This is a genomic window from Amycolatopsis coloradensis (assembly GCF_037997115.1).
GTDB classification, from domain to species: Bacteria; Actinomycetota; Actinomycetes; order Mycobacteriales; family Pseudonocardiaceae; genus Amycolatopsis; species Amycolatopsis coloradensis_A.
Genome location: NZ_CP150484.1, coordinates 3,780,998 through 3,795,076, shown reverse-complemented (window position 1 = coordinate 3,795,076; position 14,079 = coordinate 3,780,998). Strand labels below are relative to the sequence as shown.

General features: G+C 67.0%; 8 protein-coding genes. 7 read left to right on the top strand and 1 reads right to left on the bottom strand.

Translation table 11 applies throughout. The features are described from left to right. The first annotated feature begins 279 nt into the window (after nucleotides 1-279). The 7 genes from LCL61_RS18165 to LCL61_RS18135 all read left to right on the top strand — a co-directional run bounded on the left by LCL61_RS18165 (nucleotide 280) and on the right by LCL61_RS18135 (nucleotide 12,717). Complete coding sequence (locus tag LCL61_RS18165; RefSeq protein WP_425342013.1) at nucleotides 280-1,722, top strand: amino acid permease; 1,443 nt, start codon at nucleotides 280-282, stop codon at nucleotides 1,720-1,722. 366 nt (nucleotides 1,723-2,088) lie between these two features. Beyond that, complete coding sequence (locus LCL61_RS18160) at nucleotides 2,089-2,724, top strand: helix-turn-helix transcriptional regulator (RefSeq protein ID WP_016335790.1); 636 nt, start codon at nucleotides 2,089-2,091, stop codon at nucleotides 2,722-2,724. Nucleotides 2,725-2,825: 101 nt separating this feature from the next. Next, on the top strand, nucleotides 2,826-3,446 hold the full coding sequence (locus LCL61_RS18155) for a response regulator transcription factor (protein WP_340687917.1): 621 nt from the start codon (nucleotides 2,826-2,828) through the stop codon (nucleotides 3,444-3,446). Nucleotides 3,447-3,597: 151 nt separating this feature from the next. After that, nucleotides 3,598-3,933 carry a hypothetical protein gene (locus tag LCL61_RS18150; RefSeq protein ID WP_340687916.1) on the top strand — a complete coding sequence of 112 codons (336 nt, stop codon included), beginning with the start codon at nucleotides 3,598-3,600 and terminating at the stop codon, nucleotides 3,931-3,933. A gap of 1,230 nt (nucleotides 3,934-5,163) precedes the next feature. Beyond that, nucleotides 5,164-5,610: a hypothetical protein gene (locus LCL61_RS18145; RefSeq protein WP_340687915.1), complete on the top strand. Its 447-nt coding sequence runs from the start codon at nucleotides 5,164-5,166 to the stop codon at nucleotides 5,608-5,610. A 331-nt stretch (nucleotides 5,611-5,941) separates the two neighbouring features. Then, nucleotides 5,942-9,049, top strand: coding sequence for a BTAD domain-containing putative transcriptional regulator (locus LCL61_RS18140; RefSeq protein ID WP_340687914.1), 3,108 nt, complete (start codon nucleotides 5,942-5,944; stop codon nucleotides 9,047-9,049). After that, the gene (locus LCL61_RS18135) at nucleotides 9,046-12,717 is read left to right on the top strand and encodes a BTAD domain-containing putative transcriptional regulator (RefSeq protein WP_340687913.1); all 3,672 of its coding nucleotides are present in this window, start codon (nucleotides 9,046-9,048) and stop codon (nucleotides 12,715-12,717) included. Before LCL61_RS18140 ends, LCL61_RS18135 begins: the two co-directional genes overlap by 4 nt. Here LCL61_RS18135 and LCL61_RS18130 read toward each other — a convergent pair. Next, complete coding sequence (locus tag LCL61_RS18130) at nucleotides 12,689-14,074, bottom strand: GH1 family beta-glucosidase (RefSeq protein ID WP_340687912.1); 1,386 nt, start codon at nucleotides 14,072-14,074, stop codon at nucleotides 12,689-12,691. The genes LCL61_RS18135 and LCL61_RS18130 overlap by 29 nt on opposite strands. Between the last annotated feature and the right edge of the window lie 5 nt (nucleotides 14,075-14,079).

Here is a 14,079-nt window from a genome sequence, read left to right as displayed (position 1 = left end):
TCGCGCGGATTTCCCCAAAACTCCCGGAATGCGATCTGGCTCACTATGCCCACATCAAATCTTCCTTAAATCGAACTCAACAGTAGTTCAAGTGGTTCCCGGAATAGCGCCGTCTGTTGTCCAGAAGTTCAAACTGAGTGCAGCTTCCATTGACCGGAACTCTCGCCGTCAGCACAGTTCCCCTCGCGAGCCCACTGACGCGCTCGCCGGCTTGACGCCTTCGAAGCTCTGTGGGGGGCGTGGCCGTCCGCCATCACAGGACATGAGGCTGAAATCCTGATGCGACCTTCAGAAACAGAGGAAGTGGCCACTGCAGGCGTGTCCCACGACGCCGGCGATGAGGGCTACAGCAAGTCTTTGAAGCCAAGGCATATCAGCATGATGGCGATCGGTGGCGCCATCGGCACAGGTCTGTTCCTGGGCGCCGGCGGTCGGCTGAACTCGGCGGGTCCCGCCCTCGCGATCGTCTACGCCATCTGTGGCGTGTTCGCCTTTTTCGTGGTCCGCGCCCTCGGCGAGCTGGTACTGCACCGCCCCTCATCAGGCGCTTTCGTCTCCTACGCACGGGAATTCCTGGGCGAAAAAGGCGCCTTCGTCGCCGGGTGGATGTATTTCCTGAACTGGGCGACAACCGGTATCGCCGACATCACCGCGATCGCGATCTACGCGCATTACTGGGCGATGTTCTCTTCCATTCCCCAATGGATCCTTGCCTTGATCATGCTGGCCGTCGTGCTGGCGCTGAACCTCGTCTCGGTGAAGATCTTCGGCGAGATGGAGTTCTGGTTCGCCATCATCAAGGTCGGCGCCGTGGTGGTGTTCATGGCGATCGCGATCTTCCTGCTGGTCACCGGTACGCCGGTCGACGGACATACCCCAGGACCACAACTGATCGCGGATGGCGGCGGCATCATGCCGCACGGTCTCCTGCCGCTGGTGCTGGTCGTCCAGGGTGTGGTGTTCGCTTACGCGGCGGTGGAGCTCGTCGGTGTCACCGCGGGTGAGACCGCCGAGCCGGCCAAGGTGATGCCGAAGGCGATCAACTCGATCATGTGGCGGATCGGCGTGTTCTACGTCGGCTCAGTCGTGCTTCTGTCCATGCTGCTGCCATCGGACGAGTACCGCGCCGGCGAAAGCCCGTTCGTCACCGTCCTGTCCAGCATCGGCGTCCCCGCCGCCGGCGACGTGATGAACCTCGTCGTGCTCACGGCCGCCCTGTCCAGCCTGAACTCGGGCCTCTACGCCACCGGCCGCATCCTGCGTTCGATGGCGAAGACCGGTTCCGCCCCCGGATTCACCGGCGTGATGAACAAGAGTCAGGTGCCCTATGGCGGCATCCTGCTCACCGGTGGCGTATGCGTGCTCGGTGTCGGGCTGAACTACCTGGTCCCGGCCAGCGCGTTCGAGATCATTCTCAACTTCTCCGCGGTCGCGATCGTCGCCACCTGGAGCTTGATCATCATCTGTCACCTCGTCTTCGTGAAGCGCTCGAAGGCGGGCCTGGTCAAACGGCCGGGTTACCGGCTGCCGTGGACGCCGGTGACACAGTACGTCACCCTCGCCTTCCTCGCGTCCGTGCTTGTGCTGATGTGGTTCGACGAAGGCGCGGGACGGGTGACCCTGCTGTGCCTGCCGCTCATCGCGGCCGCCCTGATCGTGGGCTGGTTCACCAGCCGACGCAAGCGGCACGAACTCGCCGGGGTGCATGACGACGCGGACTGACCGGATGACAGTCCCCGTGGGCCGTGCCGCCCCTCAGCGCGACGGCACGGCCCACGGGCCATCGGGTGATGCGGGAAGCCAACAGCAACGATCACACTCCGTAACTACTGAAGGGGTCGTCAGAGTCTTCGAGGCAAGAAGAAGCTCCGAAGATCCCTCGCCTGCGTCTCGGAGCGGCGAAGGCGTTGATCAGCGGTCTAGGCTTCTCACCAGGCACCCGACGAGCAGGGGCAACGAAACGACCTGCGGATTTTCGCTCCCGGCACAGCGTGACGATCAAGGTCGCGAAGGGTAATAGAGCGATTATTAAGTAGTCGCCGTCACTCTTCTTCACGTCCCGAGATGGACGGGAGAGGAGTTCGTACCGTGGCTGCGGTTAAAGTCCTGGTGCACGCGAGTGACGAGTTCACCGAGGCCGGAGTGAAGGCCATGCTGGGTGCCGGCGAGCAGTTCCGGCTGCTGATGGACACCCGAACGGAAACTCCCGATGTCGCCTTGGTGGTCGTGGACGGAGTGGTGGGGAGCAGTACCTTCGCGTTCCTGCGTCAGTTCCAGGGCACCGGTGTCACGTCGGCACCGCGCGCCGTGATCGTCGCCGATCGGTTCCGTGCGGAAGACCTGCTGGTCGCCGTCGAGTGCGGAGTGACGGCGTTGCTCGCCCGTAACGAGCTCAAAGAAGGCTCCTTGGCTTCGGCGGTACTCGCGGTGAGCCGCGGCGCCGCGCTGATGCCGCACCGGCTGCAGGGCATTCTTCTCGACCAGCTCACCCAGCTCAGGTTCCAGGTGCTGGCGCCGGCCGGCTTGACGCTCTTCGGCTTCGAAACGCGCGAACGTGATGTCCTCCAGCTGATCGCCGAGGGCTACCAGACCGACGAGATCGCGAAAAAGCTCACCTACTCCGAAGGAACGGTCAAGAACGTGCTGTACGGGCTGATGAACCGGCTGAGGCTCAACACCCGTTCGCAGGCGGTCGCCTATGCCATGCGGGTGGGATTGATCTGACCAGCCACGCCGGAAGCCGGCGTCGCTGTGAAGTAGTTGCACAGGTGCTCGAGTTACGGCCGGCGCCCCGATGAAGGTCGCGGCCATGGTGGAGGGTCGAAATGGAACCGATACGGGTAGCCGTCCAAGCCACGGATTCGATCACGCAGACCGGATTGGCGAGCTTCCTACGGACGCGCTCCGAGGTGGCGGTGATCGATGTCGACATGGTGACCGAGCAGGACGTGCTCTTGGTCCAGGCGGACCGGATGACTCCACAGATCGTTGCGAGCCTCCGCCAGGGTGACCTCGCGATGGTTCCCAAGGTTTTGCTGGTCGGCGACCTGCGGGAGAACGACGTCCTCAGCGCTGTCGAGTGCCGCGTGGTCGCGGTTCTCCCCAGGAGCCGCACGTCTGGTGACCGGCTGATCGAGGCCATCGTGGCGGCGGGTTCGGGACGCGGCCTGTTGCCCCCGGACCTGCTGGGCAAGCTGCTCGACAGCGTGCGCCGGCTGCAGCACGACGTGCTCTCCCCGCGGGGGTTGAGCGCCGCCGGTCTGACCTCGCGGGAAGTCGACGTCCTCCGGCTCATGGCCGATGGCTGGGACACCGGTGAGATCGCCGAAAAGCTGTGCTACTCCGAGCGCACCGTCAAGAACGTGATCTACGAACTGACCAGCAGGCTCAACCTGCGCAACCGGCCGCACGCGGTCGCCTACGCCATGCAGGCGGGCATCATCTGATCCGGCGAGACGGTGCCGTTCTCCCTCGACGACGTCGACTGCGAGATCGGCCTTCCCCCGAGCGGGCAGAGCCGCGCCAGCGACACCCTGGGGCGTGAGCCTTCGGCACCGATCACCTGCCCAACGGGTTCTTGGTTCAGTCCCGGCGCGGATGCTAACGATCGGACAATGCGAATCGGTACAGGTCGACTCCCTGCATGAGGTCGAGCGCCGATCGAAGCAACAGCTCCGCGCCTTCGTGATCACAGCGCTCGGCCGCACGAAGGGCCTCGGCGGCTTTCGTCAGACCGACCATGAGATCCACGCGCTGCTCTTCGACCTGTACGTCATGTCCTCTGGAAGTGACCCGCACCAGCCGATCGACATACCGATCCAGCAGACTGGCCAGTTCCAGGTGTGGCAGCAGGACACCCAAGGACCTGGACGGGGCGCCGCCCACCGGCGAAATCCGCTTGCTTTCCGCAAACCGATTGCCGAACCCCTCTGATCTCACGATGACTCACTCTCATTGATGTCGATGTGACAGCCTGCTTCGAACCCTCGTCCAGGGGCGACGTTTGCTGCTTCCCGAGATCGATGAGCCGACCGCACCACTAATATTATTTCAGGATAACAGAGCAAGGAACACCCCGAGAAGACGAACACGTTGGGTCAACCTAAATCGTGAATCGTTCACCCGAACGCGGTCGCCTCTTATGCCGACACAATAATTATCCAGCGGCCGCGTATGCGTCATGAGGCTTCCGGCGGAAGCCGACAGGCCGGCCGCCCAGCGCGCCACGGCTCAAACAGCGCTGAGCCCGGCATTCCTTCGGCGTGACCGAGGTTTCCCGAGCACACTTCACCACCCGAGTCGATCGCCGAGACCGTGACGGACCACCGGCCACCCGTACGAACCCGCCGGTACCGAACATTTCCCGTCGGGGATTTTCGTCTCCTCATGCGTTCACCGAAACAAACGGAATCATCGGACAGAAGCGAGACGAGGGAATTCGATCGCGCGCTCGATACAGGCCGCAGCGCCTGACCCGTTCGGCACCATGGTCTCGTCCACTCCATTCCCGAAGATCACCTCGGCGCACCGCCCGGCAACCACCTCCATTACCGGACCGGGTCACACCTTTCCCGCAAGCGCCGGCCGAGATCGCAAACCGCTCATGGCGCGACGCATGCTCCGTGTTCACTCGCAGCGCCAGGGCAGCCGACCGGCCTCGCCACCCATCCGAAAACGGGAGGGCCGGCATTCCGCTCGAACAGGCCGCGTCCATCTTGCGACCGAAACCCTCGTCGAGCGCGAACCGCACCACCGGAGAGCAATCCGGCGATCGGTGCGCCATGACGGCCGAGCATCAACGGACTCGATGTCCGACGCAGGACCGGACCTGTGTCCGACACCACACCTTTGCCTTCGCGCCGCCAGGTTCAGTCTCCTCGCGTCGCGAGCATCCCGCCCGTGATCAACCGGCGAATTGGCGCCTCACGAGGAAAGGCAGCGACATGGTCATGGTCGATATCCCCGCCCTTATCACCCGATCGAGTGGAGTCGGCATTTCACCATTGACTCAGGGCCACCTTCCGTTCGAGACGGGCATTCTCGGTCGGAGGCACCTCTCTTCTCCTCGTCCCCGCGACATTAAGAAAGTCTGAAGACCGAGCGGGTTACCTACTTCTCACTCCAGTCCACCGGCCGGACCCACACGAGAAAGGTGTGCCCACCATGACGAGTTCCGCACTCTCTTTGGCCGGACCCGCCAGGGACATCCGCGACGCCGCCTTGCGCTACTGGAGCGACTTCGGCTGGCCCGTCAGGACCACCCATGCCGAAGTCGTACTCTCCCTCCAGCCCGACTTGCTCGCCGTGGCCATACCTGCGGGCCGCGGTGCGGCGCTGCTCTCGATGCTGGATTCGTCGGGAGCACGCGGCGGAGTGGTGAGCCTGCGCGGCGACAAGGAACGGTGGTGGGCCTTCCTTGTCACCCCACCGGAGCAGCGACGGGCCCCGACCAGCGGAGTATGGGTGTTCAGCGAGGGAACGGACATCCCCCTCCCCCATGGCCCGCTTCCGGTACACGGCGTCGCCTGGGTACGTGAACCGATCCCTGGCGAAGCGCTCTTCGACGGTGACGCGCTCCTGGACGCGGTGGGTGCCCGAACCGGCCCCTGAATCCCGGCATTCGCACACGAGTGAGCACAGCCGTCCGCGTGGCCACCTCGACCCACCGATACCACTCGGCCGCGGGTCCACGGGTGAGCCCGTCGATCAACGGCGTTTTCGACCGTCAGCCCAGGCCAGAAGCTGAAGAAATTGCGGATTCACCGGCGAACCTGGGGTCGAACCACAGTATCTCGGCATAGCGTTTCGCGCACAGGGCGTAATCGGCAGATTATCCAGACAAGCCAGCAAGACCGTTCGGGTGATTCGGATGCTCCATCAGTCAGATCGATCAGCGCTCAGTGATTCCCCATCTGGTACTGCGAACACCGCGGAGGCGAAGATGCGCTTGCAACTTGACCTCTTCGGTCCGGTACGCGCTTGGCGAGGCGGCGACGAAGTAGTGCTGGGATCCGCCCAGCGCCGGACCCTGCTGGCCGTTCTGGCGTTCCAGGCGAACCAGGTCGTCACGCGTTCGGATCTCATCGACGCGATCTGGGGCGACAAGGCGCCGGCCAGCGCCAACGGAAGCATCTACACCTACGTCTCCTCCCTGCGCTCCGCCCTCGACCCCACCCGCACGCTGCGTGACGCCGCCACGGTTCTGGCTTCGAGTGGACCCGGCTACTGCCTTCGGGTCGAAGCCGACGCTATCGACGTCGTCCGGTTCGAAAATCTCCGCGAAAAGGCTCGGCTGTGCCTGCGTGGACAAGACGTCACCGGCGCGCTCGCCGCCCTGGACGACGCTCTCGAGCTCTTCCAGGACGAGCCCATGGCCGGTCTGTCGGGTCCCTATGCCGAGACTCAGCGTGAACGGCTGAAGGAACTGCGGCTGGAGGTCGTCGAACGCCGCGCCAAGATCATGCTCGACGCCGGCGAGCACCAGAAGGTCCTCGCCGAACTGGCGCCGGTCGCCGCCGCGTATCCGGTTCGAGAGGGCCTGCAGAGCCTCCATCTCCTCACGCTCTACCGCTGTGGGCAGCGCGACGAGGCGCTGGGCGCGTTCGAGCGGCTCCGTTCCGCCACGATCGACGAGCTCGGTGTCGAACCGGGCACCGACCTGACGGCACGATACGAGCAGATCCGCGCCGATGACCCGGCGCTGTGGCACGGACAGGTGACCGGACCGCCGGTGACCGTCGCCCGGACGCCTCGTGCCAAAGCACAGGAGTCCATCGTCGGCAGGCACTGCGAACTGGCGTCGATCCGGACCGCCGTGCGCGGGCTGGACGAGGGCCGGGGCTGCTCGTTCTGGCTCGAAGGCGAACCGGGCATCGGCAAGTCCGCACTGATCACCGCAGGGCTCGCGCAGGCCGGCGCCTGCGCGTCCGCGACCGCCGGCGCCGATCAGCTGGAGCAGCGCGGTCCGCTGCAGGTCGTGCTCGACTGCCTCGACGTCAAAGCGAACTCGGCCGACGCCCGCCGTCGTGAAGTGGCGCGTGCGGTCCGCACCATCGCCGCGGAGGACGAAACCGCGGTGGCGGCGGCGATCGACCTCGTCGTCGAACTTGTCGCGGACCTGTGCCGTGAACGCCCCCTGATCCTCGTGATGGACGACCTCCAGTGGGCGGACCCGGCCAGTCTCGATGCCTGGAGACGGCTCGCGATCGAGACCCGGCGGCTTCCGATACTGCTGTTCGGTGTGAGCAGGCGTGTACCCGCCGATCACCGGCTCGACGCGGTCCGCGCCCAGATCATCGCGACGGGCACGCAGGTTCACAACCTCGCCCCGCTTTCGCAGGAGGAGACACACCTTCTCCTCGTCGAACTGACCGGCGACGTCCCGAGCCCGGCCCTGGTCGAGCTCGCGCGCGGCGCGGCGGGGAATCCGCTCTTCGTCCGGGACCTCGTCAGCGCTCTGGGCGGGAACGAGCCGCCAGGCGTGGTGACCGCGGAAGGTCGCACGATCGTTCCCCAGCCAGCCTTGGAGAGCATCGGCCGCCGTCTCGGCTTCCTCTCCGCCGCGGCCTCGGAATTGCTCCGGTGGGCGGCTCTGCTGGACCGGTTCTTCACACCCGACGACCTCGCGGCGGCGCTGGGGAGGCCGACGGCGGACTTCGATCACGTCATCGCCGAGGTTGAGGCAGCCGGTCTGGTGACCCGGGTCCGGGGCAGGCTCACCTTCAGGCATCCGGTAGTCCGCGAGGCGCTCTACGCCAGGACTCCGACCGCGATCCGGCTGGCTCTGCACCGGCAACTGGCGGAAGCACTCGCCGACGTCGGCGCCCCTGTCGAACGCGTTGCGTTCCAGCTGCTCGCCGCCCCGATCCCGGTCGACAAATGGTTCTGCACCTGGCTGGCGCGCGAGGTCTACCAGCTGGCGCCACGATCACCTCTGGCGACGCTGCGGCTGCTCCAGCGGGTGACCACCTCCGGTGTGGTTCCCTTGGCGCTTCGTGAAGAGCTGGGGATCGCGACGGCGCGCATCAAATTCTGGCTCGAACGGGACCTGACCGCCGAGGCGAGCCAAGTAGCCGCCCGGACGAAGGACCCCGAGGTGCTGGCGGAGATTTGCTGGCTGCTCGCCTTCTCGCGTCTTCTCCGTGGCGGCGCTGATCAGACCCGGCAAGGGATCGAGGAGACGCTCGAGGCCGAAGGGGCATCCTCGGGCTGGTGTGCTCTCAACGAAGCCCTGCTCACGCGTGTCCAGACCGGTGGCTGGCCGGTGGACGGGAAACCCGCCGGCGAACCGCACCCGACCCTGATCCCGCCCCAGCGGACGATGCCGGCCCTCGACCCTGCGGAGTCCTACTGGCTCGGCCACTGGGATTCGCCACAGAAAGACCTCACCCGGCGGCTTCGCAGCGGGCTGACCCTCGCGCGGCACACCCTCGACCGGTCCGGCGCCCTGCGACGGCTCAGCGGCGTAACGGCGTTGATCGCCGCCCACCAAGGCAGGCCGGATGACGCGCGCACACACCTGATGTCCGTATGGGCCTCGGCTCCCGCCGGGGGTCCGGGTCAGGACGGCACGGACTTCATGCTGGTGGCCAACGCGATGCTCGCCGAGGCGGAGGACAGGCAGGCGGTGGCGTTCGACATGTTGTCGGGCCTGCTGGAGTTCGAGGACGAGGTGGCGTGCCCCTGGCTGCCCGGTCTGGTGCGGATCGCGGTCGAGCTGGGTGAGTACGCGGAGGCGGAACTGGCGACGTCGCGGTGCGAAAACACATCGGAGCACCGAGCGGCCGCGCTCCGATGCCGGGCCGTCCTCGCCGACGACCCGATGGCCGCGTTCGGTGCGGCCGAGTACCTGCGGACGGCGGGAAACCGCTTCGGCGAGGCACAGGCCATGGAAGACGCCGCCGCTCTTCTCGTCGGGCAAGGCGAGACGGTCAAGGCCGAAGAGGCATTACAGGTCGCGCTGAACGGCTACGGCGAGCTGGGTGCGCTCACTGACATCCGAAGAGCGAAACGGCGGTTCGTCCGCGGACGTGAGCGGGCGTGCCGATGAGCGAAGAACCTTTCAGGGTCCAGGCTCTCGGCCCGCTGCGTGCCTGGCTGGGCGACGACGAACTCAAGCTGGGACCAGCCCGTCAACGTGCCGTGTTCGCCGCGCTGGCGACCCGTGCGGTGACACGGCCGATCAGCCGGGCCGACCTGATCCAGGCGGTTTGGGGTGACGCCGCGCCTGCCAGCGCGAACGGCAGCGTGCACACCTACATCTCGGGACTGCGCCGGATCCTCGAACCGAGCCGGACCCGCTGGTCCACCGACGGCCTGCTGGTGTCGGACTCCGCTGGGTACCGGCTCCGGCTCGCCCCCACCGCGCTCGACATCGGAGAGTTCGACAGGCTCCGCGAAACGGCCCGCGCGCACTGGCAAGAGAATGACGCCGCCCACACGGTCGAAACGCTGGACCGCGCCCTGGCTCTGTGGAGCGGGGAGGCCCTGACCGGGGTCCCCGGTCCCCATGCCGAATCCCTGCGCACCGGATTGGCCGAACAACGGATCGCCGCGCTCGAAATGCGGGCGGCCGGGTTGCTGGCCTTGGGGGCCCACGAGGATCTGGTCTCGGAGTTGACCGTCCTCGTCCGCGAGCATCCGCTGCGCGAGGCGCTTTGGCAGTCGCTGATGATCGCCCTGCACCGCAGTGGCCGGACCACGGAAGCGCTGGAAGCCTTTCGTACCGCCCACGGGATCCTCCGCGACGAGTTGGGTATCCAACCGGGCCGGGAGCTCGTAGAGACCCACCAGCGCATTCTGACCAACGACCCGGAATTGCTCCCGCCCACCGCGCGCGCGGCCGTCGTCGAGACGCTGTCGGTGCTCCCTGGCCCTGTCATCCACGCCCTGGAGACCCGCCGTACGACCTCGCCCGTCTGCCACGGCCGCGAAGAGGAAGTCGCCTTCCTCCAAGGTCTCGCCGAAGAAGCGCTGGGCGGCCGAGGCCGGACTGTGTGGATCGAAGGCGAGCCCGGCATCGGAAAGTCCGAAGTGCTCACCTGCGCGCTCGCGGACATCGGCGAGCATGGCTGCCACGTCGCTTGGGCCGCGGCCAGTGAACTCGAGCAGCTGTTCCCGCTGCAGGTGGTCCTGGACTGCCTGGGGTTGGACGCGAAGCGCACCGAGTCGGAGTCGTCGGCGAGCGATACCGACCCGGTGGCCGCCACCGCCGACCGGATTCTCGCGCACGTCGACCGGCTGTGCGCCACCGCGCCGCTGGTGATGGTCATCGACGACCTCCAGTGGGCCGACGAGGCGAGCGTGCTCATGTGGAACCGGCTCTCCGCGGCCACGCGGCAGCTTCCGCTGCTGCTGATCGCCGCGTCCCGGCCCGTGCCGCGACGGGAAGAGCTGGTGCAGGCCCGTCAGGCGGCGGAGGCTCGCGGGCTGGAAGCGATCACGCTCGGGCCACTCGCCGTGTCCGCCGCCGAAGATCTCCTCGGCGACCTGATCGGCGCCCGTCCCGGCGAGGAACTGCGCTCGCTCATCGCCAAAGCCTCGGGCAATCCGCTCTACCTCCGCGAGGTGACGAGCGCCCTGCTGAGGGAAGACGCGATCGAAGTCGTCGAGGGCGTCGCGCGTGTTCGAGAAGGCACTGACCTGAAAGCGCCGGAGTCACTGCTCGACGCCGTCGCCCGGTCATTGGCTCTGCTCGACGGGCTCAGCAGGGAGACGGTGCGCCGCGCGGCGGTGCTGGGAATGGAATTCGGCCTGGCACAGGTGGCCGCCACGATGGGCAAGATGCCGTCCGAACTGCTCGGCGTCTTCGAACAGGTGATGGAAATGCGGATCGTCGTGGATGCCGGGACGCAACTGGCGTTCCGGCATCCGATGCTCCGCTGGGCGCTGTACAACGAGATCCCCGAAGACATCCGGGCCGAGTGGCATCGGCGGGCCGCCGAGGCGCTGGCGGGTATCGGTTCGGGCGTGGAACACATCGCCCAGCAACTCGTCGCCGTTCCGGCGGCGGTCGACGACTGGGTGATCGGCTGGCTCGCCGATCACCACGAGTCTCTCGCCAATCGCGCCCCCTCGATCGCCGCCGTCCTCCTGCACCGGGTACTGGACGAATGCCCGGCCCGTGACCCTCGCCGGGAAGTGCTGCTCTCCGCGTACGTCCTCGTCCTGTTCCGGCTCGATCAGGAGCCCTTCGACTTGGCGCAGGAAGCCATGCTCATCAGCCGTGACCCGGGACGGGCGGCGGAAATGCGCCATCTCGCGGCGGCGATGGCGCACCGACGTGGAGAGACGGACACAGCGACGACTCTGCTGGAGCGCAACGATTCCCCGGAAACCCCACCTATCTGGCGGGAGCGACGGCGTGCCCTGCTGGCGAACTTCGAACGCGGCACCCTCGACGATCTCGAAGAAGCCACCCGGAAGGCCCTGCGGTCCTACAGCCAGGCGCTCGCTGTAGGCGAGCCCTATCCGATCGGGCACGCGCTGCAAACGCTCTGGCTCGTCAAGTCGATCGAACGTGACCACGGCAGTGCGCTGCGCCATGTCGAGCACGCCATCGAGGCCGTCGAAGGACATCAAGAGCACGCGGGGTTCTACTTCGACTTGCTCGACAACCGCCTCTTCACTCTGCAGAACCTCGATCGGCTGGACGAGGCGCGGACGACGCTGCGCACCGCTCAGCGCGCGGCGGCGAAGTACTCGCTTCCCCACGGGCTGCAGGTCTCTTCGGCCGTGCACGACTATTGGACCGGCGAATGGGACGACGCGCTGGCGGAGCTGGACACCGTCACCGAGGACGGGCCGGCGATCACCTTCCACGGCCACCGCGAGCCGGGCGCGGCCGCGCTGCTGCTGCACGGCGTCGCCGGTCTGATCCACGGCCGCCGTGGCGAAGCCGAACAGGCCGCGGCCCATCTCTACGCCGCCGAGGAGCACATCCCGGTCACCGGCTCCGAGCGGGAGAGCTGCGACTTTCTCCTGGTCGCCCGCTCTCAACAGGCGGAACAGCGAGGCGATCCGGACCAGGCGGTCGCCCTCCTCAGCCCCATCATGGATCCCACGTACGCCGCGATGATGCTGCGTCATCAATGGCTTCCGTGGCTCATCCGGCTGGCTCTGGCGCAGGGCAGCGACCCGATCGCCGCCAAGGCTCTCGACGTTTGCCGGGAAGAAGCCGCGAAGGAGGTCATACCCGCAAGAGCGACCGCCGCCGTGCGATGGTGCGAAGCCCTCGTCTTCGGCGATCCGGAGCCTCTGCTCCAGGCCGTCGACCACTACGACAAGGTCGGTCGGCGGGTCGAACTGGCCTCGGCACTGGGCGATACCGCGGTTCTGCTCGCCGCGAACGGCAGACGGGACGAGGCGCAGGCCGCTGCGGACGACGCAGTCGCCGGGCTGGACCGTTTCGGCGCGCAATGGGACGTCGGGGCACTCGAACAGCGGTTACGGACGTACGGCATCGTTCCGGGCCGACCCGAAAGAACCGTCGCCGGGGCGGGTTGGTCCTCCTTGTCCGCGATGGAGCGCGTGATCGCGACCTTGGCGGGACAAGGCCGCTCGAACCCGGAGATCGCCACCGCACTGGCACTGCCCCGCCGCACCGTGCAGGCGCATGTCACCCGCGTGCTCGCCGAACTCGGCTTGACGTCGCGCAACGAGCTCGCCGGGCTGTCCGGGGACACGCCGCTCAGACAGGTAGCTCGTTCTTCTCGATGACGCGCGCGTAGTAGCGGGCGCTGTCCTTGACCGTCCGGCGCAATCCATCGGCGAAGTCGACCCGGACCAGGCCGAACCGCTGCGTGTACCCGAGCGACCATTCGAAGTTGTCCAGCAGCGACCAGACGACGTAGCCGCGCACGTCCGCCCCGGCGCGGATCGCGGCGAGGACCGCGTGCAGGTGGTCGTGGAGGTACCGTTCGCGCTCGCCGTCGCGGATCCGGCCGTCTTCCTCGACGCGGTCCTCGAAAGCCGCGCCGTTCTCCAGGACTTGCGTCGGCAGGCCGCCCGTGTGCTCGTGCAGCCAGACGAGAAGATCCGTGAGCGACCCGGGCGCCTGCTCCCACCCGAAGGACGTCAGCGGTCCTCGCGGCGAAGTCACGTCCATCCCACGTAGGCTCGGCAACCCGCAGTTGCTCACGGCATCGGCGTCCTCCAGCGGGACCACCCTGGCCGGGGCGTAATAGTTGACCCCGAGCCAATCCATCGGCTGGGCGATGGTCCCGAGATCACCGTCGTGGACGACCGACGTCCAGTCGAGGTGGCGGGAGTCGGCCAGGACGTCCTCCGGATAGCCCCTTCCCAGGGCGGGGTCCAGGAAGAAGCGGTTGTGCAGGCCGTCGAACTTGCGCCTGGCTTCACGATGCCGCTCGTCGTCGACGTCGGCGAGCGCCGGGGCGAAGTTGAGCGCCAGACCGAACTCCTGCTCTTGCCGAGCGCCTGCCCGCAGCGCCTTCATGGCCAGGCCGTGGGCGAGCATCAGGTGGTGCGCGGCCCGCATCGCGAGCACCTCGTCGGTGCGGCCGGGAGCGTGCACACCGGTGCCGTAGCCGAGGAAAGCCGCACAGAAGGGCTCGTTGACCGTCGTCCAGTGATCGACCCGGTCGCCGAGCAGCTCCTGGACCAGCGCGGCATAGTCGGCGAACCGGTAAGCCGTGTCCCTGGCAGGCCAGCCGCCTTCGTCCTCGAGTGCCTGCGGCAGATCCCAGTGATAGAGCGTCACCGACGGGGTGATCCCGCGGCTCAGCAGGGAGTCCACCATCCGGTCGTAGAAACCCAGACCGCGCGCCTCCAGGGTGCGCCCGTCGGGCATCACGCGCGGCCACGAGACCGAGAACCGGTACCAGGGCACGCCGATCCGGGTCAAAAGGGAAAAATCCTCTTCGTAGCGATGGAAGTGATCACAGGCCACGTCCGCGGTGTGCCCGGAGTGGATCTTGCCCTCGGTCGCGGCGAAGGTATCCCAGACCGATCTGCCACGCCCGTCCTCGGCGACGCCTCCCTCGATCTGGAAAGCGGAAGTCCCCGCCCCCCAACGGAAACCGGACGGGAATCGGTACGGCTGCGCGTCGTTCATCGCGT

What these genes read in the sequence shown, in the direction of transcription:
- LCL61_RS18165 (WP_425342013.1), top strand. Translation starts at nt 280, where the DNA reads ATGCGACCTTCAGAAACAGAGGAAGTGGCCACTGCAGGCGTGTCCCAC.
- LCL61_RS18150 (WP_340687916.1), top strand. Translation starts at nt 3,598, where the DNA reads ATGCTAACGATCGGACAATGCGAATCGGTACAGGTCGACTCCCTGCAT.
- LCL61_RS18140 (WP_340687914.1), top strand. Translation starts at nt 5,942, where the DNA reads ATGCGCTTGCAACTTGACCTCTTCGGTCCGGTACGCGCTTGGCGAGGC.
- LCL61_RS18130 (WP_340687912.1), bottom strand. Translation starts at nt 14,074, where the DNA reads ATGAACGACGCGCAGCCGTACCGATTCCCGTCCGGTTTCCGTTGGGGG.
- LCL61_RS18145 (WP_340687915.1), top strand. Translation starts at nt 5,164, where the DNA reads ATGACGAGTTCCGCACTCTCTTTGGCCGGACCCGCCAGGGACATCCGC.
- LCL61_RS18135 (WP_340687913.1), top strand. Translation starts at nt 9,046, where the DNA reads ATGAGCGAAGAACCTTTCAGGGTCCAGGCTCTCGGCCCGCTGCGTGCC.
- LCL61_RS18155 (WP_340687917.1), top strand. Translation starts at nt 2,826, where the DNA reads ATGGAACCGATACGGGTAGCCGTCCAAGCCACGGATTCGATCACGCAG.